General features: G+C 69.7%; 23 protein-coding genes. 14 read left to right on the top strand and 9 right to left on the bottom strand.

From position 1 onward, the window contains the following. Window positions 1-134: 134 nt before the first annotated feature. Window positions 135-410, bottom strand: coding sequence for a hypothetical protein (locus tag ACSQ2F_RS06840; RefSeq protein ID WP_436021084.1), 276 nt, complete (start codon window positions 408-410; stop codon window positions 135-137). Then, complete coding sequence (locus tag ACSQ2F_RS06835) at window positions 407-2,854, bottom strand: DNA internalization-related competence protein ComEC/Rec2 (protein ID WP_436021082.1); 2,448 nt, start codon at window positions 2,852-2,854, stop codon at window positions 407-409. Before ACSQ2F_RS06835 ends, ACSQ2F_RS06840 begins: the two co-directional genes overlap by 4 nt. 78 nt (window positions 2,855-2,932) lie before the next feature. Here ACSQ2F_RS06835 and ACSQ2F_RS06830 point away from each other — a divergent pair, with 78 nt between their 5' ends. The 3 genes from ACSQ2F_RS06830 (at window position 2,933) to ACSQ2F_RS06820 (ending at window position 4,452) form a co-directional block, all read left to right on the top strand. Continuing rightward, on the top strand, window positions 2,933-3,388 hold the full coding sequence (locus ACSQ2F_RS06830; protein WP_436021080.1) for a RidA family protein: 456 nt from the start codon (window positions 2,933-2,935) through the stop codon (window positions 3,386-3,388). Window positions 3,389-3,390: 2 nt separating this feature from the next. Next, window positions 3,391-3,894, top strand: coding sequence for a disulfide bond formation protein B (locus tag ACSQ2F_RS06825; protein ID WP_436021078.1), 504 nt, complete (start codon window positions 3,391-3,393; stop codon window positions 3,892-3,894). Window positions 3,895-3,990: 96 nt separating this feature from the next. Then, entirely contained in the window at window positions 3,991-4,452 is a 462-nt protein-coding gene (locus ACSQ2F_RS06820; protein ID WP_436021076.1) for a hypothetical protein, read from the top strand. Window positions 4,453-4,459: 7 nt separating this feature from the next. On the opposite strand, the gene ACSQ2F_RS06815 is transcribed toward ACSQ2F_RS06820, so the two are convergent. Continuing rightward, window positions 4,460-4,720: a hypothetical protein gene (locus ACSQ2F_RS06815; RefSeq protein WP_436021074.1), complete on the bottom strand. Its 261-nt coding sequence runs from the start codon at window positions 4,718-4,720 to the stop codon at window positions 4,460-4,462. A 165-nt stretch (window positions 4,721-4,885) separates the two neighbouring features. Here ACSQ2F_RS06815 and ACSQ2F_RS06810 point away from each other — a divergent pair, with 165 nt between their 5' ends. The 4 genes from ACSQ2F_RS06810 to ACSQ2F_RS06795 all read left to right on the top strand — a co-directional run bounded on the left by ACSQ2F_RS06810 (window position 4,886) and on the right by ACSQ2F_RS06795 (window position 8,049). After that, window positions 4,886-5,800, top strand: coding sequence for a YihY/virulence factor BrkB family protein (locus ACSQ2F_RS06810; protein WP_436021072.1), 915 nt, complete (start codon window positions 4,886-4,888; stop codon window positions 5,798-5,800). 120 nt (window positions 5,801-5,920) lie between these two features. Further along, on the top strand, window positions 5,921-6,292 hold the full coding sequence (locus ACSQ2F_RS06805; RefSeq protein WP_436021070.1) for a hypothetical protein: 372 nt from the start codon (window positions 5,921-5,923) through the stop codon (window positions 6,290-6,292). Window positions 6,293-6,453: 161 nt separating this feature from the next. Further along, window positions 6,454-6,708 carry a helix-turn-helix domain-containing protein gene (locus ACSQ2F_RS06800; RefSeq protein ID WP_436021068.1) on the top strand — a complete coding sequence of 85 codons (255 nt, stop codon included), beginning with the start codon at window positions 6,454-6,456 and terminating at the stop codon, window positions 6,706-6,708. A gap of 3 nt (window positions 6,709-6,711) precedes the next feature. Next, window positions 6,712-8,049, top strand: coding sequence for a type II toxin-antitoxin system HipA family toxin (locus ACSQ2F_RS06795; RefSeq protein ID WP_436021066.1), 1,338 nt, complete (start codon window positions 6,712-6,714; stop codon window positions 8,047-8,049). A gap of 21 nt (window positions 8,050-8,070) precedes the next feature. On the opposite strand, the gene ACSQ2F_RS06790 is transcribed toward ACSQ2F_RS06795, so the two are convergent. The 5 genes from ACSQ2F_RS06790 to ACSQ2F_RS06770 all read right to left on the bottom strand — a co-directional run bounded on the left by ACSQ2F_RS06790 (window position 8,071) and on the right by ACSQ2F_RS06770 (window position 15,389). Beyond that, window positions 8,071-9,684 (bottom strand): MFS transporter, encoded by a 1,614-nt coding sequence (locus ACSQ2F_RS06790; protein ID WP_436026758.1) that lies wholly within the window; start codon window positions 9,682-9,684, stop codon window positions 8,071-8,073. Between the two features lie 109 nt (window positions 9,685-9,793). Continuing rightward, entirely contained in the window at window positions 9,794-12,088 is a 2,295-nt protein-coding gene (parC, locus tag ACSQ2F_RS06785) for a DNA topoisomerase IV subunit A (RefSeq protein WP_436021064.1), read from the bottom strand. Between the two features lie 11 nt (window positions 12,089-12,099). Further along, window positions 12,100-12,765, bottom strand: coding sequence for a lytic transglycosylase domain-containing protein (locus ACSQ2F_RS06780; protein WP_436021062.1), 666 nt, complete (start codon window positions 12,763-12,765; stop codon window positions 12,100-12,102). Then, a complete protein-coding gene (locus tag ACSQ2F_RS06775; protein WP_436021060.1) occupies window positions 12,762-13,400 on the bottom strand; it encodes a hypothetical protein in 639 nt (212 codons plus the stop codon). Before ACSQ2F_RS06775 ends, ACSQ2F_RS06780 begins: the two co-directional genes overlap by 4 nt. 12 nt (window positions 13,401-13,412) lie before the next feature. After that, window positions 13,413-15,389, bottom strand: coding sequence for a DNA topoisomerase IV subunit B (locus tag ACSQ2F_RS06770; RefSeq protein ID WP_436021058.1), 1,977 nt, complete (start codon window positions 15,387-15,389; stop codon window positions 13,413-13,415). A gap of 77 nt (window positions 15,390-15,466) precedes the next feature. On the opposite strand from ACSQ2F_RS06770, the gene ACSQ2F_RS06765 reads away from it, so the two are divergent. From ACSQ2F_RS06765 to ACSQ2F_RS06735, 7 genes are all read left to right on the top strand, one after another. Then, window positions 15,467-16,210, top strand: a complete 744-nt coding sequence (locus ACSQ2F_RS06765; protein WP_436021056.1) for a hypothetical protein — start codon at window positions 15,467-15,469, stop codon at window positions 16,208-16,210. A gap of 76 nt (window positions 16,211-16,286) precedes the next feature. Then, window positions 16,287-17,504, top strand: coding sequence for an MFS transporter (locus tag ACSQ2F_RS06760; RefSeq protein ID WP_436021054.1), 1,218 nt, complete (start codon window positions 16,287-16,289; stop codon window positions 17,502-17,504). 129 nt (window positions 17,505-17,633) lie between these two features. After that, on the top strand, window positions 17,634-18,449 hold the full coding sequence (locus ACSQ2F_RS06755) for an SDR family oxidoreductase (protein WP_436021052.1): 816 nt from the start codon (window positions 17,634-17,636) through the stop codon (window positions 18,447-18,449). Continuing rightward, window positions 18,446-19,012, top strand: coding sequence for a class I SAM-dependent methyltransferase (locus tag ACSQ2F_RS06750; RefSeq protein ID WP_436021050.1), 567 nt, complete (start codon window positions 18,446-18,448; stop codon window positions 19,010-19,012). The genes ACSQ2F_RS06755 and ACSQ2F_RS06750 overlap by 4 nt, the downstream gene beginning before the upstream one ends. 28 nt (window positions 19,013-19,040) lie before the next feature. Next, window positions 19,041-19,922 carry a 4-hydroxy-tetrahydrodipicolinate synthase gene (gene dapA, locus ACSQ2F_RS06745; RefSeq protein WP_436021048.1) on the top strand — a complete coding sequence of 294 codons (882 nt, stop codon included), beginning with the start codon at window positions 19,041-19,043 and terminating at the stop codon, window positions 19,920-19,922. Window positions 19,923-20,035: 113 nt separating this feature from the next. After that, window positions 20,036-21,193, top strand: a complete 1,158-nt coding sequence (bamC, locus tag ACSQ2F_RS06740; RefSeq protein WP_436021046.1) for an outer membrane protein assembly factor BamC — start codon at window positions 20,036-20,038, stop codon at window positions 21,191-21,193. Between the two features lie 41 nt (window positions 21,194-21,234). Beyond that, window positions 21,235-22,011 (top strand): MBL fold metallo-hydrolase, encoded by a 777-nt coding sequence (locus tag ACSQ2F_RS06735; protein ID WP_436026756.1) that lies wholly within the window; start codon window positions 21,235-21,237, stop codon window positions 22,009-22,011. A gap of 166 nt (window positions 22,012-22,177) precedes the next feature. On the opposite strand, the gene ACSQ2F_RS06730 is transcribed toward ACSQ2F_RS06735, so the two are convergent. Continuing rightward, entirely contained in the window at window positions 22,178-22,585 is a 408-nt protein-coding gene (locus ACSQ2F_RS06730) for a hypothetical protein (protein ID WP_436021044.1), read from the bottom strand. Window positions 22,586-22,671 lie beyond the last annotated feature (86 nt).

Below are 22,671 nucleotides of genomic sequence, written 5' to 3'. Positions count from 1 at the left end.
GCCGGGCGTTTGACGGCCGCAGGGTCAGGCGCTCGCCCTCGCCTCCGGAGCATGGATGGCACGCGTTGCCGCGGGCGCCCGCCCTGCACAGCGACGGGCGCCCGGCCCCGTGCCACGCGCCCGGCAGCGAAGCCTCAACCGGCCGATGGCGGGCGCGTAGGCGCGCCGCGCAGGCCGGAACCGTCGTCGAATGCAGAGTCGAAGAAGCGGGAGTGCGGGATGGTGGTCAGGGTGTTCTGGTGCCACCAGCGCGCGGCCTGGGCACGGCGCCGCTCGCGTTCGAGGGTCTCGCGGCTCATGGCGCGCTGACGCGCCGACGACCGCAGCCACAACCACAACAGCACCCCCAGGCCGGCAGCCAGACCCACGCCCAGCGCAGGGAGGAGTCGAACAAATCCGGTTGGGCTCATGGGGAGATTCTCGCCGATCCCGCCGAGCCCTGCGACGGCGCGTGGTGCCAATAACGGCGCACTGCGGGCCGGTGGCATTGCCCCTGCGCGGGCGGCGCCGGGCCGCGCCATTGCCAGGCACCGCAAGCCGGACTGTCCATCACCCGGACGCCCCGCTCCGCATAGCGAGCCAGCACCTCCGGGGCCGGGTGTCCGAATCGGTTGCGGTAGCCGGCCTGCACGATGGCCACCGACGGGCGCACGGCATCGAGGAAGGCCGAGGTGGAAGACGTGCGACTGCCGTGATGAGGCACCAGCAGCACGTCGCTGGCCAGGGGCACGGCTGCGGCGACGAGGCGCGCCTCCTGCGCCCGCTCGATGTCGCCGGCGAGCAGGAGGCTGCCCTGCGCCGCACTGACCCGCAACACGCAGGATTTGGCGTTCGGCTTGATGGGCCGGGCCAGCTCCCGCGCTGGCGGGTGCAACACCTCGAAGCTCACACCATCCCATTCCCACGCCTGCCCCCATTCGCAGGCGTCATCCATCCCGGCCCGACCGAGCAGTGCGTGGCCGGGCTCGAGGGATGACAACAGGGCGTCGACCGGCATGGCGTCGAAGAGTGCCTCCGCACCTCCGACGTGATCGATGTCGCGGTGGCTCAGCATCAGCTGGTGGATGCGCCGCTCGCCCCGGGCGCGCAGCAGCGGGACGAGCACCCGTTCGCCAGCATTGGCGAACGGCGAGTACTGAGGGCCCGCGTCATAGACCAGCAGGTGGCGGTGAGTTCGCACCAGCACGGCGGTGCCCTGCCCCACATCCACGGCAAGCACCTCGAAGGCTCCCGACGCAGGGCGCTCCACCGGCGGCACGCACAGCGGCAGCACGAGCGGTGCGGCCAGCCACCTCAGGCGCCAGGGCAGTGGCGCCACCACGAGGGCTGCGCCCGCCAGCGCGGCCCACTGCGCCCAGGCCGGCGCGACCGCGACGCTCCACACCGCCCACGGGGCCTGGGCGAGCACGGCCAAGGCGGCCGTGCCGTGACTGGTGACCCACGCCCCCAGCGTCCACAGCGGTGCCCATGCCACGCCCAGCAAGGCCAGCGGCGTGATGACCAGCGTGACCAGCGGGATGGCCAGCAGGTTGGCCGCGAAACCGACCAGTGAGACCTGCTGGAAGAACACCAGGGTCAGCGGAGTGAGCCCGACCGTCGCCACGAGCTGGGAGCGAAGCGCCGTTCGCAACCAGCCCGACGCGCCGGCAGGCGGGCTGTCCGCGGTCAGCTGCGGTGAGCCCGACAGCATCAGCAGGCCCACCGCCACGAAGGACAGCCAGAACCCCGGCTGGAGCAGCGCCCAAGGGTCGAGCAGCGCCACGACCGATGCGGCCAGCAGCAGCACCTGCGGCCAGGGCCAGTGCCGTCCGGAGCAACGCAGCACGGTGACCACCAGCAGCATCCACACGGTGCGCTGCGCCGGCACGCCCCACCCGGAAAACACAGCGTACGCGACAGCGGCGGCCGCACCGCCCAGCCAGCCGGCTGTTGGCGCCGGCAGGTACAGGCTCGCGCGGGCGTGGTGCGCCCAGGCCCGGCGCAGCGCCGCCCCGGCCAGCCAGGCGAACATGGTGACGTGCAGGCCGCTGATGCTGACGAGGTGCGCCACGCCTGCGTCGCGGAACACCTGCCAGTCGGCCCGGGCGATGGCCGACTGGTCTCCGACGGACAGCGCCGCCAGCACGCCCGCCGGGCCGGGCTCGGGCACGGTGCGGTGGATGGCATCGCGCACCTGCTGGCGCAGGCGTTCGACCGGACGGTCTCCCCGGTCATCGAGGCGCACCGCAGTTGCCGTCCGGCGGCCGGCCTGGACCGACCCGGTGGCACGGACGCCTTGCTCGAACAGGTGCAGTTCATGGTCGAAGCCCCAGGGGTTGCTGTTGCCGTGGGGGTGCCTGAGGCGCACGGGAAGTCGCCACCGTTCGCCGGCGCGAAACACCTCGCCGTCGGGTGACTGCGGGACAGGTGCTGCAGGGCTTGCCCCGTGTGCGCCGGCGCCCGCCTGCTGGTACCGCGCGAGCAGCACGCGACGGGGAATGGTCACCGGCTGGCCGTCGTGAAGCGCCCGCTCGACGTCGAAGATGAACCGCACGCCGGTGGGAGTGGCCTGCGGCAGGGTTGCCACGACGCCCTCGATGAGGAGGTCTTCGCCTTCCAGCGCACCGGGCACGGCCTCGGCCAGCCGCCACTCGGCCTGCAGCGTGGCGCATGAAAACCCGAGCAGGCCCAGCCCGACCGCCAGTCGCCATGCCCGCCACGCACCATGAGGCCTGAGCAGCAGCGCCATCGCCGCAAGGGCGAGGACGGCGACCTGCCATCGCGCCGCCAGCGACTGGCTCTGGAGCTGGACCGCGATGCCCCCCAGCCACCCGAGCGCTGCCGCCGCCAGGCGCACGCCGACCCCTGGGTCCACAAGTTCCCTCCTCCCGGTTCACCCGCCCGGTGGGCCCGGAGTGTAGGATTTGCGCTTCGCCCCATTCCCTCCAGAATCATGTCCGTATACGACCGCCTCAACTCCCTCGGCATCAGCCTGCCGCCCGTCGCGGTACCGGTCGCGGCCTATGTGCCGTTCGTGCGCACCGGCAACCTCGTGTTCCTGTCGGGCCACATCGCCAAGCGCGACGGCAAACCCTGGGTGGGCCAGCTCGGCGGTGACCTGAGCACTGCCGAAGGACGTGACGCCGCGCGCGCGGTCGCCATCGACCTGCTGGGCACCCTGCATGCCGCAGTGGGCAGCCTGGACCGCATCACCCGCATCGTGAAGGTGATGAGCCTCGTGAACTGCACCCCTTCGTTCACCGAGCAGCACCTGGTGACGAACGGCTGCTCCGACCTGCTTGCCGAGGTCTTCGGTGACAAGGGTGCCCATGCCCGCAGCGCTTTCGGCGTCGCGCAGATTCCAATGGGCGCGTGCGTGGAGATCGACCTCGTGGCCGAGGTGGCCTGACCGTGAGCGCACCCGCACCCCGCACGGGGCGTCACACCACCCTCCTGCTGTGGGCGATGGCCGGCGCCTGCCTGCTGGCGCTTGGCCTGGCGCTGCTGGCCCAGTACGTGTTCGACATGCCGCCGTGTCCCTGGTGCGTGCTGCAGCGGCTCATCTTCGTGGTCATCGCCGTCGTGAGCGTCGTGGCCGCGCTCGTGACGTCGCGCACGCCGCGCGTCGGGCTCGCCTCGCTGGCCGGCCTGTTGTCGGTCTCGGGCATCGCCTCGGCCGTCTACCAGCACAACGTCGCCGCGCAGACGAATTCCTGCAATCTCACGTTCGCCGACAAGGTCGTCGGTGCCTTCCAGCTGGACTCCCTGCTCCCCTCCGTCTTCAGCGCCACGGCCAGCTGCGCCGAGGCATCGGTGTCGGTCTTCGGCGTGCCGTTCGCCTATTGGAGCCTCGCCATGTACGTGCTGCTCGGTGTGACAGCCGTTGCGGTGGTGGGTCGGTCCCGGCGCAATTGAGGGGCATTGATCGCCCGGCGTTGACCGGCCGGGCGCGCTGCGCTAACTTGCGCGCAGTCGGTGCCGTCGGCGCCGCCAACCGGCAGAGGAGCCAGCATGTGGCATTGGAATTCCCTCTGGGTGCCGCCTCGCGGAGACAAGCCCGCGGCTGACGATGCGCAGCGCCCGCCCACCGCGTGGTCCAGCGAACACGCGATGGCCATGCAGTCCCACGCGTGGGACAGCCTGCTCAGCGCAAGCCGGGCCTGGTGGACCTTCTGGCTCGCGGCCCTGCCGCTGCCGCAACACCCCGGCGAGGTGGAAGCCCCCGAGCAGCCCGACACGACACCCGCCTCGGGCCTCAACGGTGCCGCGCGCGTGCAGGCCGGCGAGGATGCGGACGAAGCGGCCGAGCAGGCCGACGAGGACGAATCAGCACCGGATGACGACGCCGCCGACGAGGAAGACGAGCCGGAGGCCATGGCGGCGGCAGCCCCTGCACCGCGACGGGCGCGCAGCGCCGCGCCTGCTGCGGCCAAGCGGTCAGGCCGCGCCACCGCCGCGTCGCGCAAGCGCTGAGGCGGCCTCAGTGCGGCTTGCGCGGCCGCTTGCTGAACGACTTCGGGGTGTAGACGTTGCCTTCCCATTCGCCGGCCGACTTGGCCCGGCGAATGGCCTCGGCCGCGCCCCGCGCGGCCCGAATGCGGTGCACCAGCATGATGGGCGAGCGCGCCACGGTCCGGACGGCGTCGTCGAAGCGCATGCGCGCACGCACGCCCAGCCCCAGACGCACCAGCATCACCACGCACACGGCCAACACGATCCCTGCCAACAACTTCTCGACCACGATCCTGCTCCTCGGCGTCTTGCGACGACAGTTGATCTTACACAGCCGCTTCGGCCTGCGCAGCTTTCCTGCACCGGACGACGGGCCGAGCACCGCGCGCGGGTCGCGAGCCACTCGATTGCGGCACACTGAGGCGCGCTCCGCCCGCCGCGGTGCCTCCATTCCATGCCGCCCTCACCTGCCCCGCTGCCCATCCGCCAGGTGACCCTGGTACTCAAGAACCCGGTTGCCTTCGCCTGGCGCGTGCTGCGGGCATTCCGCGCCAACCAGGGACTGCTGCTGGCGGGTGCCGTGGCCTACTACGCCCTGCTGTCCATCGTGCCCCTGCTCATCCTGGCGGTGATTGCGCTGTCGCACCTCATCGAGCAATCGGAGTTGCTGGAAACCCTCACGCGCTACCTGGCATGGATCGTTCCCGGCCAGTCGGAGGCCATCGTCGGCGAACTGGCGAGTTTTCTCACCCACCGAGACCTCATGGGCTGGGTGCTGCTGGTCACGATGCTCTTCTTCAGCTCCCTGGCCTTCACCGTGCTGGAGAACGCGATGTCGGTCATCTTCCACCACCGGGTGGCGATCCGGCGGCGGCACTTCCTCGTCTCGGCCGTGCTGCCGTACTGCTACATCCTCAGCCTGGGCGTCGGGTTGCTGCTGGTGACGCTGGTGGCGGGCGCCTTCCAGGTGCTGGGCAGCGAAAGCCTGTGGTTCCTGGGCAGGGAATGGTCACTGGGGGGTGTCTCCGGGGTGCTGCTCTACCTGCTGGGGTTCGCGGGCGAGGTGGCGGTGCTGACCTCGATCTACCTCGTCATGCCGGTGGGCCGGTTGCGACTCAGCCATGCCCTGGCGGGCGGCCTGACGGCCGCCGTACTGTGGGAAATCACCCGCCACGCGCTGCTCTGGTACTTCTCGACGCTGTCGCAGGTCAACCTCGTCTATGGATCGCTCACGACGGCGATCGTGGTGTTGCTCACCCTGGAGTTCGGCGCCGGACTGCTGCTCCTCGGCGCCCAGGTGATTTCCGAGTTCGAGCGACTCGGCGAAGCGGGAAGCGGCGGGCCGCCGGTCGGCTGGCGCACCGGTTGAAGCCCCTCGCGCAGCGACCACAGTCGATACCGCCGTCGTCCTACAGCCCCGTGCCGTTCGTGGCGGCATAAAGGGAGGACGGCGCCCGGGACGCGGCGCCCCATCCTGATGGAGCCCGACATGACACTCACCGCGAGCGACAACATCACCGACGGCCAACTCGTCTACCTGCCGCCGGAGGCAGGCGACATCGACAAGCCGCGCTTCGACCCGAACCCCGACTGGCTCTCCACGGCCGAACCGACGTTGCAGAAGGCAGCCATGTGGCGGTGGTTCTCCACCCACTACGAAGACCCCGAACTCACCACGCCGCACGACGAATCCGGCGCCTACCTTTTCATGGACGGCGGCCCTTACCTGGCGGACCAGGTGATTCCGGAGCGCTTCGAAGGGCTGGTGCCCGACGACGTGATCCAGGAGATGGTGCGCTCGGTCCAGGCCGAGGTCGGCAACGAATGGGCGGCCAAGCCGCTGGACCGGTTCGGCGGCTGACCGCCCCGGCGAAGCGCCGCCGCCGGGCCCGCGCCACGTCATCTCGCTGAACCGGACGGAAGCGGATCCGCACACGGCGGACTCAGCTGCCAGGCAGCTGTTTTGCTTTTATTTGCATGACGGGTAAACTGCGGATACCCGTGGCACGCATACCGCCCGTCATGAAACAGATCCTCTCCCTGCCCGAGCAGTTCGGTCCCGTGCTGCGGGCGGCACGCAAGGCGTCCGGTCTTTCGCAGGCTGCCCTCGGGCAGCGCATTGGCTTGAGCCAGAGCCGGTTGTCCGCGCTGGAGCAAGACCCGCGTTCGCTGAGCCTCGAACAGCTGCTCGGCCTCGTCTCCGCCCTGGGACTCGAACTCCAGGTGCAGTCCCGTGTCTCCCCAGGTATGCCGGCCGGCGCACCGCCGGAGTGGTGACGGATGGGCCGCCGCTCCCACGCTCGTGCACTGTCCGTCTGGACGAATGGCGAGCGCGTCGGGACCTGGGTAATGCCGACGCGGGGCGATACCGAATTCACCTACGACCGCGCGTGGATGGACTCGCCCCAGGGCCGGCCTCTCTCCCTCTCCCTGCCCTACACCGGCTCGCTGGCCCTGCGCGGGGAACGGGTCCGGAACTTCTTCGACAACCTCCTCCCGGACAGCGAAGCCATCCGGCGGCGCGTCGCGACCCGTTTCCGCACGGAAGGGATGGATCCGTTCGACCTCCTGCGTGCCGTCGGGCGTGACTGCGTGGGCGCCGTCCAGCTGCTGGATGACGACGAAACGCCGGGAGACATCCGGCGCGTGACCGGCACCGCGATGTCAGAGGACGACATCGAGCGAATGCTGGAGCAGACCACCCGCGCGGGTCCGCTCGAAGGCGCGGACGCGCCGGATGAGTTGCGCATCTCCCTTGCCGGCGCCCAGGAGAAGACCGCCTTGCTGTGGCATGACGGCCAATGGCTGCGGCCCGAGGGCGCCACGCCGACCACCCACATCCTCAAGCTGCCCCTGGGCCTCGTCGGCCACAGGCGAGCCGACTTCAGCACGTCAGTGGAGAACGAGTGGCTGTGCATGAACCTGCTGGGCGAGTTCGACCTGCCGGTGCCCGCGACCGCCTTGCTGCGGTTCGGCAGGCAGAAAGTGCTGGCCGTCGAGCGATTCGATCGACAGCGCCATTCATCGGGTGGGTGGTGGTTGCGACTGCCGCAGGAAGACTTCTGCCAGGCGCGCGGCGTTCCGTCGCATCTCAAGTACGAGGCGGATGGCGGACCGGGGCTCGCGGCGCTCGGCGGTGTCATTGGCGGCTCGGTGCAGGCCGAACGCGACGCGCACACGCTGCTGGCCAGCCAGGTGCTGTTCTGGATGATGGCCGCCCCCGACGGCCATGCGAAGAACTTCAGCATCCGCCTGCTGCCGCAGGGGCGGTATGCGCTGACGCCGCTCTACGACGTGATGTCGATCTGGCCGGTGGAAGGGACAGGGCCCAACCAGTTCGCCTGGCACAAGGCCAAGCTGGCCATGGCCCTGCTCGGCCGGCACCGGCACTACCTGATGAAGGACGTCCAGCGTCGGCACTTCAGCAGCACCGCGGCACGCTGCTTTCCGCAGGTGAATGCCGAGGGTGTCATCGGTCAGATTCTCGAGCGCACGCCTGTGGCCATCGATCGTCTGGCGGCTCGCCTGCCCCGCGGCTTTCCGGAGCAGGTGGCGAGCAGCATCTTCGATGGGGTGCGGCGCTCGGCGGCACTGCTCGAGGACATGCCGCACGGCTGAAGCAGGCGCCGCCTCGGCGGATCAGGCGTCCAGCGGCTCGGCGAGACAGCGCGACACCACGGGCGGCCCGTCGCCGACGTGCAGTGCCAGGCGCTGCTCCCGCAGGGCCACGTCGTGGGCCGTCACGCGGTCGAAGCGCCGCAGGTGCTCCACCCACGACTCGTCGATCATGTACTCGATGTAGCGGCCGGGTACCGTCGGGTCACTGAACAGCTCACAGGACAAGGCCCCTTGCCGCAGGCGGCTGCGCCGCGTCGCGCGCATGACCTCCCTGAACTCGGGCGCCCGCACCGGGTCGATGCGGTATTCGATGGTCGTGAGCACCGGGCCGGCACCCGGTTCGACGGTCATCACGGGCGGCTTCCAGGCGGCCAGCAGCGTCATGTCTTCCTCGACGCCCTCGGGCACCGGCTTGAAGCGGCGCACTGCGGTCATTGCCGCCACGCCGACGACGGCCGACGCGCACAGGCTGACCCGCAGGCTGGTGAACGATGCCAGTTGCCCCCACAGGGCCGCGCCGAAGGCGCTGCCGCCCATCAGGCTCATCTGGTAGATGGACATGCCGCGCGCCCGGACCCAGTTCGGCAGTGCCAACTGGGCCGAGACCACGAGCGTGTTGGCCACCGAGATGACCGCCATGCCCGCCACCACCATGGCCGGCGCGGCGACATAGACGTTGGGCGCGAAGGCGACGACCGCCGTGGCCACGGCCTGCACCAGCGTGCCGACCCGCACCAGGCGGTCGCCGTCGAGGTGCTGGCGCACCCTCGGCATGTTGGCCGCGGCCACGACGGCGCCGCAGCCCATGGAGGCCAGCAGCAAGGTGAAGGTGCCGGCGTCGCCGCCCGGGAGGCTGCGTGCGATCAAGGGCAGCAGCGACGTGAGGCCCACCGCCTGCACGAAGAAGACGGCAATGCGCAGCAGCAGCCCGTGCATGCGCGAGGACTGACGCACGTGCTGCACCCCGACGCGGATGGCTCCCCAGAACCGTTCGCCCGGCAGCGCGCTCACCCGCGGCTCGGACTTCCAGCGCATGATCACGAAACCGGCCGCCACCGAGAGGGCCGCGTTCAAGGCGAACACGTAGGCGCTTCCGGCCGTCGCGATCAATGCCCCGGCCAGGATGGGCCCGAAGATGCGCGAGGCGTTCATGGCGAGGCCGTTCAGGGCCAGCGCCGCGGGCAACTGGGCGCGGGGGATCAGCTCGGGAATGATGGCCGCGAACACCGGCCATCGCATGGCGAGGCCGATGCCGTTGGCGAAGGTCAGCGCGAGCAGCAGGCCCGGGCTGATGCCGTCGCTCACCGTCACGAAGTACAGCAAGGTGCCGACGGCCGCCACCCAGAACTGGGTGACGATGAAGTAGCGGCGCCGGTCGAGGATGTCGGCCAGCGCGCCGCTCGGCAGGCCAAGCAGGAACACCGGCAGGGTCGATGCCGACTGCACCAGGGCCACCATCACCGGGGAGGTGGTCAGCGAGGTCATCATCCACGCTGCCGCCACGTCGTTCATCCACATGCAGATGTTGGCCGTCAGCCAGACGCTCCACAGCATTCGGAACACGGGCTGCGACAGCGGCGCCCAGGGCGAGGCCAAGGCGGCGCGCGGGGCGGGTTCGGTGGGCGGGGTCTGAATGGTCGGCTCCGGGGCGAGCCGATCATCCTAGCGAACTTGGCCCGCCCCCGCCATCCGGGGTGTTAACGATCGCGGCGGCGCCGACCCGGCCGATCAGGTCGGCAGCACATCAGGTCGGCAGCACCCGCGTCGCCTTGATGCCGTCGACCGCCTTGCCCTTGCGCGCCCGCTTGCCGACGTGGCCGGCCAGCGCCGTCGGACCCAGCGACTCCTCCTTGGCCTTGCCGCCCCGGCCGGTGCCAAGCACCTTGAGTCCGTTGGCGCAGGTGGCCACCGAGACCAGCGGGTCCTTGGCATCCACGTCCATCAGGGTGAGACCGCGGCCGCCCTTGGGTTGGTGTTTGAGCTCAGACAGGGCGAACACCAGGAGCCGGCCGCCGAGGCTGAGGCAGGCGACCTGGCTGTGGCCGGCAGCCAGGGGCACCGGCGGCAGCACCTTCTCGCCGGCCTCGAGGCTGAGGAAGGACTTGCCGCCCTTCTGCCGGCTGGTCAGGTCGCCGACGTTGGCGAGCAGGCCGAAGCCGCCGGTGTTGGCCAGCAGCAGCATGGTGTCGTTGCTCGCCGCGAAGTAGTGCAGCGGCTGGGTGCCGGACTCGAGTTCGACCAGCGTGGTGATCGGCTGGCCGTCGCCCCGGCCGCCGGGCAGTCCGCCCACCGGCGTGGAGTAGACGCGCCCGTTGCTGCCGAAGACCAGCAGCGTGTCGACGCTGCGGCACGGGAACACACCATACAGGCCATCGCCCGCCTTGAAGCCGAGGCCGCCGACCTCGATCTCGTGGCCCTTGAGCGCCCTCACCCATCCCTTGAGGCTGACCACCACCGTGACCGGTTCATCGATGACCTTCACCTCGGCCACGGCGCGCTTGTCGGCCTGGATGAGGGTGCGGCGGTCGTCGCCGTGCTGCTTGGCATCGGCCTCGATTTCCTTGATGACCGTGCGCTTGAGGGAGCCGGGATTGTTGAGGATGTCTTCCAGGCGCGACTGCTCGGTGCGGAGATTGCTCAACTCCTGCTCGATCTTGATCGCCTCCAACCGCGCGAGCTGGCGCAACCGGATCTCGAGGATGTCCTCGGCCTGCCGTTCGCTGAGCTTGAAGCGTTCGATGAGCGCGGCCTTCGGCTCGTCGGCCTGGCGGATGATGCGGATCACCTCATCGATGTTGAGCAGCACCAGCTGCCGGCCTTCCAGCACGTGGATGCGCTCGAGCACCTTGTCGAGCCGGAACTGGCTGCGGCGTTGCACGGTCTCGGCGCGGAACACCACCCATTCGGTCAGCACCTGGCGCAGCGTCTTCTGCGTGGGCCGCCCGTCGGAGCCGATCATGGTGAGGTTGATCGGGGCCGAGTTCTCCAGGCTCGTGTGGGCGAGCAAGGTGGTGATGAGCTCGGCCTGTTCGATACGGCTCGTCTTCGGCTCGAACACGAGACGCACCGGCGCATCCTTGCTGGATTCGTCGCGCACGGTGTCGAGCACCGACAGCACCGTCACCTTGAGCTGGGTCTGCTCGGGCGAGAGCGTCTTCTTGCCGGCCTTGATCTTCGGGTTGGTGAGCTCCTCGATCTCCTCCAAGACCTTCTGGCTGCTCGTACCCGGGGGCAGCTCGGTGACGACCAGTTGCCACTGGCCCCGCGCGAGCTCCTCGATCTTCCAGCGCGCCCGCACCTTGAGGTTGCCGCGGCCGGTGGCATAGGCGGCGCGGATCTCTTCCGGGCTGCTGATGATCTGCCCGCCCCCCGCGTAGTCGGGGCCGAGGATGTGGCTGGCCAGTTCGTCGTCGCTCAGCCGGTCGTTGCGGATGATGGCGACGGCTGCCGCCGCCACCTCGCGCAGGTTGTGCGACGGGATCTCGGTCGCCAGGCCCACCGCGATGCCGCTCGCCCCGTTCAACAACACGAACGGCAGGCGGGCCGGCAGCTGGCGCGGTTCCTCGAACTCGCCGTCGTAGTTGGGGATGAAGTCGACAGTGCCTTCGTCGATCTCATCGAGCAGCAAGCGGGTGATGGGCGCCAGCCGCGCCTCGGTGTAGCGCATGGCCGCGGCGCCATCGCCGTCGCGCGAGCCGAAGTTGCCCTGGCCGTCGACCAGCGGGTAGCGCAGCGAGAAGTCCTGCGCCATGCGCACCATGGCGTCGTAGGCGGACTGGTCGCCGTGCGGGTGGTACTTGCCGAGCACGTCGCCGACCACGCGCGCGCTCTTCACCGCCTTGGGGCCGCCCGGGGTGGTGAAGGACAGGCCCATGCGCTGCATGGAATAGAGGATGCGGCGCTGCACCGGCTTCTGGCCGTCGCACACGTCCGGCAGCGCGCGGCCCTTGACGACGCTGAGGGCGTACTCGAGGTAGGCGCGCTCGGCATAGTGGGCCAGGGTGACGTTGTCACCGGTCTCGCTTCGGTCTTCGTTCATCGTGAGGCTTCTCAGGGATTCGGATGGACGCGCAGCGGCGTCCGTGGTGCGGGGGGCCGGGCCTGCAGCAGGGCCCAGTAGAGTTCGAGCACCTGGTGCACGTGGGCCCGTGTCTCGGGCAGGGGCGGCATCTTGCCGCCATGGCGGCGCACCGTGCCTTCGCCGGCATTCCAGGCCGCGAGTGCCACGTCGATGCCCTCGTGGCGGCGGATGAGCCGGGCGAGGAGGCGGGCGCCCGCGAGGATGTTCGTGCGCGGGTCCAGCAGGCGGTGGTGTGGCAACTCGGCCGACAAGGGCATGATCTGCATGAGGCCGACCGCCCCTCGGGGCGACACGGCGGCTGCATCGAAGGCCGACTCGACGGCGATCACCGCCTTGAGGAGTTCGATGTCGACGCCATGCACGCGGGCCGCTTCACGCAGCACCGGTTGCAGCGCCTTGACCTCCGGCGCGTACTCCAGCCAGGTGACCAGCGACGCCGCGGTGTCGGTCTTGCCGGGCACCCGCTGGGCGGCAGCGGGCGCCGCGTCGCCCAGCAGCAGGCGGTAGCGTGCATCCACCTGCGTGGCAGCGACATGCGCGACGCCCGCCCCGTCGACGAAGCCCCACACCTCGGCGCGGACCGCCGCGGGCAGCAGGCCCGCCAGGGCCACGAGGCAAGCCGACCACCGGATCATCGGGACGCCCACACCAGGGCCGCGGTGGCCATGAGCTGCAGGCCGCACACCAGGCCGAAGCCTTGCCACGACGGCAGGAACTGGTCGTGCATGCGCTGGATGGCCCAGTGGCGCAGGGCCGCCGGATTCACCCGGCCATCTTCCAGGAGTTGGTCGGCAGGAAGGCCGCTCTCGCCAAGCCGCTGCACCAAACGACTCACGTAGCGCACGGCGACGCGCCGCACGGGCCGCGGCATGGCAGGCTGCTCGTGCAGGTAGAGCCGGAACTGCTGCACCAGCCGGGTCGGCGACGCCATGGCGGCAGCGAAGGCCCCGGGACGACGGGCTTCCACCGTCTCGAAGAAGCGCCCGAGCGTGTGGTCGTAGAGCAAGCCGCCATGCGACCGGGTGAGCGACGCCAGGGCCCGTCCGACGCCGCGCTGGTGGCCGGCCAGCGCATAGAGCAACGGGAACACGAGCGCCGACAACAGCAGCACGAGGCTGCGGTGCACGGCGCCGCCACGGGTCGCCAGCAGAAAGAAGGCCGTCGCCGACGCGGCACTGAGCAGCACCCCGAACAGGATGCAGCGGGCGAGCTCCACCGTGTAGCGTGCGCCGGAGTGGATCAGCGGTCGGGTGACGGGGGCCTTGCTCATCGGCGGGCACGCTCAGACGTCGAGCTCCACGTCGTTGCCGTGCAGTTCCATCAGGTCGCGGCGGGCCTGCGCCTCGCCCTTGCCCATCAGCTTGGTGAGCGAGTCGACGGTGGCCGTGAAGTCGAGCGCGCCGAAGCCCACCTGCAGCAGGCGGCGGGTGTCGGGGTTGAGCGTGGTCTCCCAGAGCTGCTCGGCGTTCATCTCGCCGAGGCCCTTGAAGCGCCCGATGCTCCAGGCGTTCTCGCGCGCGCCTTCCTTGCGCAGCTTGTCCAGCGTGGCCGCGAGTTCGCCTTCGTCGAGCGCATAGATCTTGGCCGCCGGCTTCTTGCCCCGGGCCGGGGCATCGACGCGGAACAGCGGCGGCTTGGCGATGTAGAGGTGGCCGGTCTCCACGAGCTTCGGAAAATGCCGGAAGAACAGCGTCAGCAACAGCACCTGGATGTGAGAGCCGTCGACGTCGGCATCGCTCAGGATGCAGACCTTGCCGTAGCGCAGTCCGCTCATGTCGGGCGCGTCGTTGGGGCCGTGGGGATCGATGCCGATGGCCACCGAGATGTCGTGGATCTCGTTGTTGGCGAAGAGCCGGTCGCGCTCGACCTCCCAGGCGTTGAGCACCTTGCCCCGCAACGGCAGGATGGCCTGCGTTTCCTTGTTGCGGCCCATCTTGGCGCTGCCACCGGCCGAGTCACCCTCGACGAGGAAGAGCTCGTTGAGGTTCAGGTCGCGGCTTTCGCAATCGGTGAGCTTGCCGGGCAGCACCGCCACGCCCGACCCCTTGCGCTTCTCCACCTTCTGGCTGGCACGCTGGCGGGTCTGCGCCTGGCGAATGACGAGTTCGGCGAGCTTCTTGCCGAGGTCCACATGCTGGTTCAGCCACAGCTCCATCGCCGGCTTCACATAGGTGGACACCAGGCGAAGCGCGTCGCGGCTGTTGAGACGCTCCTTGATCTGGCCCTGGAACTGCGGGTCGAGGACCTTGGCGCTGAGCACGAAGCTCGCCCGGGAGAAGACGTCCTCGGGCATCAGTTTCACGCCCTTGGGCAGCAGGCTGTGCAGGTCGATGAAGCCCTTCACCGCGCCGAACAGGCCGTCCTTGAGCCCGGACTCGTGCGTGCCGCCGTTCACCGTCGGGATCAGGTTCACGTAGCTCTCGCGCATGGGCGAGCCGTCTTCGGTGAAAGCCACGCACCAGGCGGCGCCCTCGCCTTCGGCGAAGTTCTCGGTTTCGCCCTTGTCCGCGTAGTGCTCGCCCTCGAACAGCGGGATGACGGGGTCGGCCGTCAGCGTTTGCGACAGGTAGTCGCGCAGGCCGCCCTTGTAGAGCCAGGTGGTGACGTCGCCCGACTTCTCCACCGTGAGCGACACGCTCACGCCCGGCATCAGCACGGCCTTGCTGCGCAGCAGGTGGGTCAGTTCGTGGCGCGGGAACTCGACCGTCTCGAAGTAGCGGGCATCCGGCCAGGCGCGCACCGTGGTGCCGCTGCGGCGGTCGCCCGAGGTCCCCTTGCGGGTGGCCAGCGGTTCGATGACGTCGCCACCCGAGAAGGCGAGCGTGGCGACCTGGCCCTCGCGCCAGACGCTTACCTCCAGGCGCTTGCACAGCGCATTGGTCACGCTGACGCCCACGCCGTGCAGGCCGCCGGAGAAGCTGTAGGCGCCGCCCGAGCCCTTGTCGAACTTGCCGCCGGCGTGCAGCCGGGTGAAGACGATCTCGACGACGGGCACCTTCTCTTCGGGGTGCAGGCCGAACGGAATGCCGCGGCCGTCGTCCTGGACGCTGACCGAGCCGTCGATGTGCAGCGTGACGTCGATGCGCTTGCCGTGCTGGGCCAGCGCTTCGTCGGCCGCGTTGTCGATCACTTCCTGAATGATGTGCAGCGGGTTGTCGGTGCGGGTGTACATGCCCGGCCGCTGCTTGACGGGCTCCAGCCCCTTGAGGACGCGGATGGACGCCTCGCCGTACGAGGAATTGCTCGGTTTCGTTGCCATGGGCGGGAATTCTAGGCGTCCGGGGCGGCACGCCGTTGCGGTACCCTTGCACGGTTTCCCAGCTTCCTGCCACTGTCATGCGAAACCTGTCGATTTCCCTGCTTCCTTCACGCCTCGCGCTCGTTGCCGCCGGCCTGCTGGCCCTGGCGCCCGCCGCCCGGGCCGAGGACATCCGCACCGTGCAGGCGCTCACCCAGGCCGAGTTCCGTGACCTCTCGGACGACCTGAGCGCCGCACTGTCCTTCAAACCCATGATTCCGTCGGAGAGCCTCGGGGTGACCGGCTTCGACGTCGGCGTCGGCGTCACGGGCACGCGCCTGGCGCACCGCAGCACCTGGGCCAAGGCCTCCAACGGCGACAGCCCCTCGGCCACGCTGCCGGTCGGCGTGGTGCGGGTGCACAAGGGCCTGCCCTACGATTTCGACATCGGCGCGTCACTGGCCACCACCGAGACCAACGCCCGGGCGGTGGGCGGCGAACTTCGCTGGGCCGTGGTGCCCGGTGGAACGCTCACGCCGGCCGTGGCGCTGCGGGCCAGTGCATCCGTCATCACCGGCATCGACCAGATCGACATGAACACCTACGGCCTGGACGTCTCCGTGTCCAAGGGCTTCGCCATGTTCACCCCCTACGCCGGTGCCGGCGCGGTGTTCGTGCGCAGCAAGCCCGACGGCAGCACCGGACTTGCCAGCGAAAGTTTCACCCAGACCAAGGTGTACGCCGGCCTGAACGTCAACCTCGGCTTGCTGAACCTCGCCGTGGAAACCGATCGCACCGGCGACGCCACCAGCTACGGCCTCAAGGCCGGCCTGCGCTTCTGAGCCCGGGCGCGTGGCGCCGCCACCGCGGCACGCCACGCGCCAAGCACATCGGCGACAAACTCACTACAGTGTCGGGATGTCCGCCGCCGCTGCCCCCGCCCCCCTGTCCCTGAAGCAGGTCCTGATCTGCGCCGGGATGATCGTCACGCTCTCCATGGGCATCCGCCACGGATTCGGCCTGTGGTTGCAGCCGATCACCATGGACCGGGGCTGGACCCGGGAGACCTTCGCCTTCGCGCTGGCCGTGCAGAACCTGGCCTGGGGCGTGGCGACGCCGTTTGCCGGCATGCTGGCCGACCGCTTCGGGGCCTTCCGCGTGCTCGTGGGCGGCGCCTTCCTGTACGCCCTGGGCCTGGTCGCCATGGCCCTTGCCACCACCGGCCTCGGCTTCACGCTGAGTGCGGGCGTGCTGCTCGGCCTCGCGCAGGCGGGCACCACCTACGCGGTGGTCTATGGGGTCATCGGCCGCAATGTGCCGGCCGAGCGGCGGAGCTGGGCCATGGGCGTGGCCGCCGCGGCGGGCTCCTTCGGCCAGTTCCTCATGGTGCCGGTGGAGAACCTGCTCATCGGCAACTTCGGCTGGCAGATGGCGCTCTTCCTGCTGGGTGCGGGCGCCCTGGCCATCGTGCCGCTCGCACTCGGCTTGAAGGAAGCGCCCTTCGCCAAGCCGACGGCCGACCAGCAGTCCATCGGCAGCGCCATCCGCGAGGCCTTCGCCTACCCGAGCTTCCGCCTGCTGATGGCGGGTTACTTCGTGTGCGGATTCCAGGTGGTGTTCATCGGCGTGCACATGCCGAGCTACCTGAAGGACCACGGGTTGAGCGCCAGCGTCGCCACCACGGCGCTCGCCCTGATCGGCCTGTTCAACGTGATCGGCACGTATGCGTCGGGTTCGCTCGGTCAGCGCCTGCCCAAGCGCTACATCCTGTCGGGCATCTACATCCTGCGCTCGGTGGCCATCGTGATCTTCCTGAGCGTGCCGCTGACCCCGTGGAGCGTCTACATCTTCGCCGCCGTGATCGGGGTGCTGTGGCTGTCGACGGTGCCGCCCACCAACGCCGTGGTGGCGCAGATCTTCGGCGTGCGGCACCTGTCGATGCTGGGCGGCTTCGTGTTCTTCAGCCACCAGATCGGCTCCTTCCTCGGGGTGTGGCTGGGCGGGCGACTGTATGACAGCACCGGCAGCTACGACGTGGTGTGGTGGATTGCCGTGGGCCTCGGCGTGTTCGCCGCACTCGTGAACCTGCCGGTGCGCGAGACGGCCATCCTGCGGCCGGGCGCGCAACCGGCATGAGGACATCGGCCATGCGGCGCGTCGTGCTGTGGGCCCTGGCTGGGCTCGTGCTCGCCTGCGTCTTCCTGGCCTACCTGCAACCGCAGCTGGCGTTCACCCTGGCCAACCAGCTGTGGAGTTGTTTCTGACATGGGCAAGCCCTCGCGCGTGATCCTGATCACCGGGGCCTCCGACGGCATCGGCGCCGAGCTGGCCCGGCAGTGGGCGGCGCGGCACCGCGAAGCGGTCGTGCTGGTGCTGGCCGCGCGCAGTCTCGACAAGCTGGAAGGGGTCGCGGCCGCCTGCCGCTCGGCCGGGGCGAGCGTCCTCGTGGAGCCCTGCGACGTGGGCGTCAAGGCCGACTGCGACCGGCTCGTGGCCTCGACGGTTCACGCTCACGGGCGCATCGACGTGCTCGTCAACAATGCCGGCGTCTCGGCACACGCGCTGCTGTCCGATGTGCCCGACCTGGGCTGGTATGAAGACGTGATGCGGACCAACCTCTGGGGCGCGGTGTGGTGCACCCACGCGGCCTTGCCGCATCTGCTGGCGAGCCGCGGGCAGATCGTGGCCGTGTCAAGCCTCGCCGGCTTGGTGGGCGTGCCGGGACGCACTGCCTACAGCGCGAGCAAGTTCGCCATGACCGGCTTTTTCGAGGCCCTGCGGGTGGAGGTGGCCGCCCGCGGCGTGTCCGTCACCATCGCCTATCCCGGCGTGGTGGATACGCAGATCCGCTACCGCGGCTATGACGCCCTCGGCCGGCCGGCCGGTCGCAGCGGCCTGGACGAACGAGGCGCCATGTCCGTGGAGACCTGTGCTCGACTGATCCTCGACGGCACGGAGGCGCGCACGCGGGACATCGTCATGTCGGCCAAGGGACGGGCGGGCCGATGGCTCAAGCTCATCGCGCCGGGCCTGGTCGACCGCCTCGCCCTCAAGGCCTTGAACCAGGAGGCCAAGGCATGATGCCTTCGCCCTGGGTGCAACGCTGGTCGCACTTGATCGTTCCCGGCGGCCGGGTGCTCGACGTCGCCTGCGGCAGCGGCCGCCATGTGCGCTGGTTCGCCGAACGCGGCCATCCCGTCACGGCCGTGGACCGGGACGTCGAGGCGACACGGCCGCTGCACGCAGTGGCCGAAGTGGTCAACGCCGACATCGAAGGCGGCCCATGGCCGCTGGGCGACCGGCACTTCGATGCCATTGTCGTGACCAACTACCTGTGGCGGCCGTTGCTGCCCGTGCTGCTGGGCCGCTTGGCCGTCGGCGGCGTGCTGCTGTACGAGACTTTCGCCGATGGACAGGCGACCGTCGGGCGCCCGGGCAACCCCGATTTCCTGCTGCGCACGGGGGAGTTGCTCGACATCGCGGCGGGCCTGCATGTCGTGGGCTACGAAAACGGATTTCTCGACGGCCCGCCGCGCTTCGTGCAGCGGCTCGCGGCCGTCCAGGCCCACTTCAGCGGCGAGCGCCCCGTGCGCTATCCGCTGGCGCCAGCCCCGGCTTTCCAGGGCGGCGCCGAGGGTGGCTAAAATCAGCGGATTCCCGAGGACCTACCGAATGAAACCCATTGTTGGCAGCATCGTGGCGCTGGTGACCCCGATGCACGAAGACGGCAGCGTCGACTACCCGGCCCTGCGCCGCCTGATCGACTGGCACATCGCCGAAGGCACCGACTGCATCGGCGTCGTCGGCACGACGGGCGAGTCACCGGTCGTGTCGGTCGAAGAGCACTGCGAGATCATCCGCGTGGCGGTCGAGCAGGCCGCAGGCCGTGTGCCCATCATGGCCGGCACCGGGGCAAACTCGACCCGCGAGGCCATCGAGCTGTCGAAGTACGCCAAGAAGGCCGGCGCCGATTGCACGCTGTCGGTGGTGCCCTACTACAACAAGCCCGGCCAGGACGGGATCTACGCGCACTTCAAGGCCATCGCCGAAGCCGCGGACATCCCCATGGTGCTCTACAACGTGCCCGGCCGCACGGTGGCGGACATGCTGCCCGAGACTGCCTTGCGCCTGGCCCAGGTGCCTGGCGTCATCGGCATCAAGGAAGCCACCGGCAGCATCGAACGTGCGGGCTGGCTCATCAAGCAGGCCCCGAAGGGCTTCTCGGTGTACTCCGGTGACGACTCCACGGCCGTGGCGCTGATGCTGCTCGGCGGGCACGGCAACGTGAGCGTGACGGCCAACGTCGCGCCGCGCCTCATGCACGAGCTGTGCATGCTGGCGCTCGACGGTCGGGCCCGCGAGGCGGCTGCCCTGCACCTTCGGCTGCTGCCGGTGCACAAGCACCTGTTCGTGGAGTCCAGCCCGGCCCCCACGAAATGGGCCATGGCCAAGCTCGGCCTGTGCGGCGAGACGCTGCGCCTGCCGATCGTCCCGCTGTCGGCCGCGGGCCGCACGACCGTGGAACAAGCACTGCGCGATTCGGGTCTCCTCTGACGCCGGCTACCGGTGGGGCCAGCCGGCCCCGCCTTCCCTCACATTCCACGGCCCTTTCCCGGCCCTGCGCCACGCAGGCCGAGTTCAGCATGTGCTCCCCGGAGATGACCAACGTGACCTCACATTCCCGCCTGCCCCGCCTTCCCCTCCGATCCGTTTCGGCCGGTGTCGCGCTGGTGATGGGCCTGTCGGCCTGCTCGGCGCTCAACGAGTTCGTCGGCGGCGACAAGGTCGACTACCGCGGCGCTGCCGCGCGCTCGCGCCCCCTCGAAGTGCCGCCGGACCTCACGCAGCTCTCGAACGACACGCGCTACCAGCCGTCTGCCGTGCGCGGGGCCGTCAGTGCCAACGAGTTCCAGGCGTCAGCGTCGTCGCCCGCGGTGGCGACCATCGCCGGCGTCGCTCCGGCGGCCGTCGGAGACACGCGCATCGAGCGGCTCGGCACGCAACGCTTCCTCGTGACGCCCGTCAATCCCGAGCAGCTCTGGCCGCAGCTTCAGGCCTTCTGGCAGGAGCGCAACCTCGCGCTGGTGGTGGACAAGCCCGAAGCGGGCGTGATGGAAACCGAATGGGCGGAGAACCGCGCCAAGCTGCCGGCCGACTTTCTGCGCCGCACGGTGGGCCGCGTGCTCGACGTCTTCTACTCGACCAACACCCTCGACAAGTTCCGCGTGCGCGTCGAGCGCGCCCCGGGAGGCGGCTCGGAGATCTACCTCACCCACCACGGCATGGAGGAGTTCTTCGGCGGCCCGCAGAAGGACCAGGCCGTGTGGGAGTCGCGTCCGCGCGACCCGCAGCTCGAAGGCGAAATTCTCTCGCTGATGATGATCAAGCTGGGCGTGCCGCAGGAGCAGGCCAAGGCCACCGCCGCCGCCCCGGCACCCGAGGCGCCCCCGGCGCGCGCCCGTGCGCTCACCGATCGCCCCGGCGCGGCGATGCAGGTGGACGACGGCTTCGACCGCGCCTGGCGCCGGGTCGGACTGGCCCTGGACCGCAGCGGGTTCACCGTCGAGGACCGTGACCGCGCCCAGGGCGTGTACTTCGTGCGATACGTCGATCCGGCGAGCGCCGGCCGTGAAGAGCCCGGCTTCTTCTCGCGCCTGTTCGGCAGCGACAAGAAGAAGGCCGACAACGCCCTGGTGCGCTACCGCGTCACCGTGGTCGGGGAAGGCGAGCGCTCGACGGTCTCCGTCTTCGATTCGGCCGGCACGCCGGAGCAGGGCGAAGCCGGGCAACGCATCGTGCGCTTCCTGGTCGACGAGCTGAAGTAAGCGCGGGTGGGTCAGACGGCACGGCGGCACACCGCGGCATGATGCGGTTCTGCAGCCTCGGCAGCGGCAGCGCGGGCAATGCCACGCTCGTCGAAGCCGCCAGCGGCACCACCACCACGCGCGTGCTGGTGGACTGCGGCTTCTCCCTGCGCGAGCTGTCGGTGCGGCTTGCCCGCGTCGGCCTGGCGCCGACCGACATCGACGCCGTGTTCGTGACCCACGAGCATGGCGACCATGTCGGTTGTGCTGCCACGCTCGCCCGCAAGCATGGCGTGGCCCTTTGGACCAGCCGGGGCACCTGGCGCGCCATCGGGCAACCCGACCTGCCCTCGCCTCCCTGCTTCGCCCGCGACAGCGAGCGGATCGAGATCGGCGACCTGGCCCTGCTCCCGTACACGGTGCCGCACGACGCGAGCGAACCGCTGCAACTCACCTTCAGCGACGGGCAGTCCCGGCTGGGCGTGCTCACCGACGCCGGCATCTCAACGCCCCACCTGCTGGCTCACCTGCAGGCCTGCGACGCCCTGCTGCTGGAGTTCAACCACGATCGTGAACGGCTGGCGCGCTCGAGCTACCCGGCCTCGCTGAAGGCCCGCATCGGTGGTCGGCTCGGGCACCTGGCCAACGATACCGCGGCGGACATTCTCGGTGCGTGCCTGCACGGCGCGATGCGGCATGTGGTTGCCGCGCATTTGAGCGAACAGAACAATTCGCCCGAACTGGTGCGCCAGGCGCTTGCCGACGCGACCGGCGCCCCTGGCCACGAATTCGTGGTGGCCGACGCCGCCGAGGGCTTCCGCTGGCTCTCGCTGCGCTGACTGACGAACCGACGGCTGGTGTGGCAGGTTTCCTGCGGCCCAAGGGGCTTGCCGGGGTGTCCAAGGATCAAGTCACCGGTTACCCGGGCAGTATCCGTCACCGACTGTCATACCCATAAAAAAAGCCGCCCGAAGGCGGCTTTCCGAGTAACCGGCGAAGGCCGATTTACTTGGCGTCCTTGGCCTTGTCGGCCGCGTCCTTGGCAGCGTCAGCGGCCTTGTTGGCAGCGTCAGCAGCAGCGTCGACGGCTGCACCAGCAGCGGCGGAAGCGCCAGCAGCGGTGGCGTCAACAGCGGCCGAAGCGGCGCCCACGGCGGCCGAAGCAGCGTCGGTGGCGGCAGCAGCAGCGTCGGAAGCAGCCGAAGCAGCGGTGTCAACAGCCGGCGTGACGACGGCCGAAGCAGCAGCGTCAGCACCAGCAGCTGCCTCATCCGGCTTCTTGCCGCAAGCGGCCAGGGCAACAGCAGCAACCAGGGTAGCCATCAGAAGCGACTTGTTCATAGTTATCCTCAATAAGGTCAAAAGGGGGTCAAACAGGGTCGAACAATTATCGTAATTGTGGGAACCCTCCATGAGTCAGATTCCCCAACTGAGTCAGGCACGTGAAAGTTTGAGCCTTCGCAATACCTAGCCACTCATTATATGCAGGTTAGGGAACT

The sequence above is a fragment of the Rhizobacter sp. LjRoot28 genome (genome assembly GCF_964253025.1).
Classification (GTDB): domain Bacteria; phylum Pseudomonadota; class Gammaproteobacteria; order Burkholderiales; family Burkholderiaceae_C; genus Rhizobacter.
This window is presented reverse-complemented; position numbering and strand designations above follow the sequence as displayed.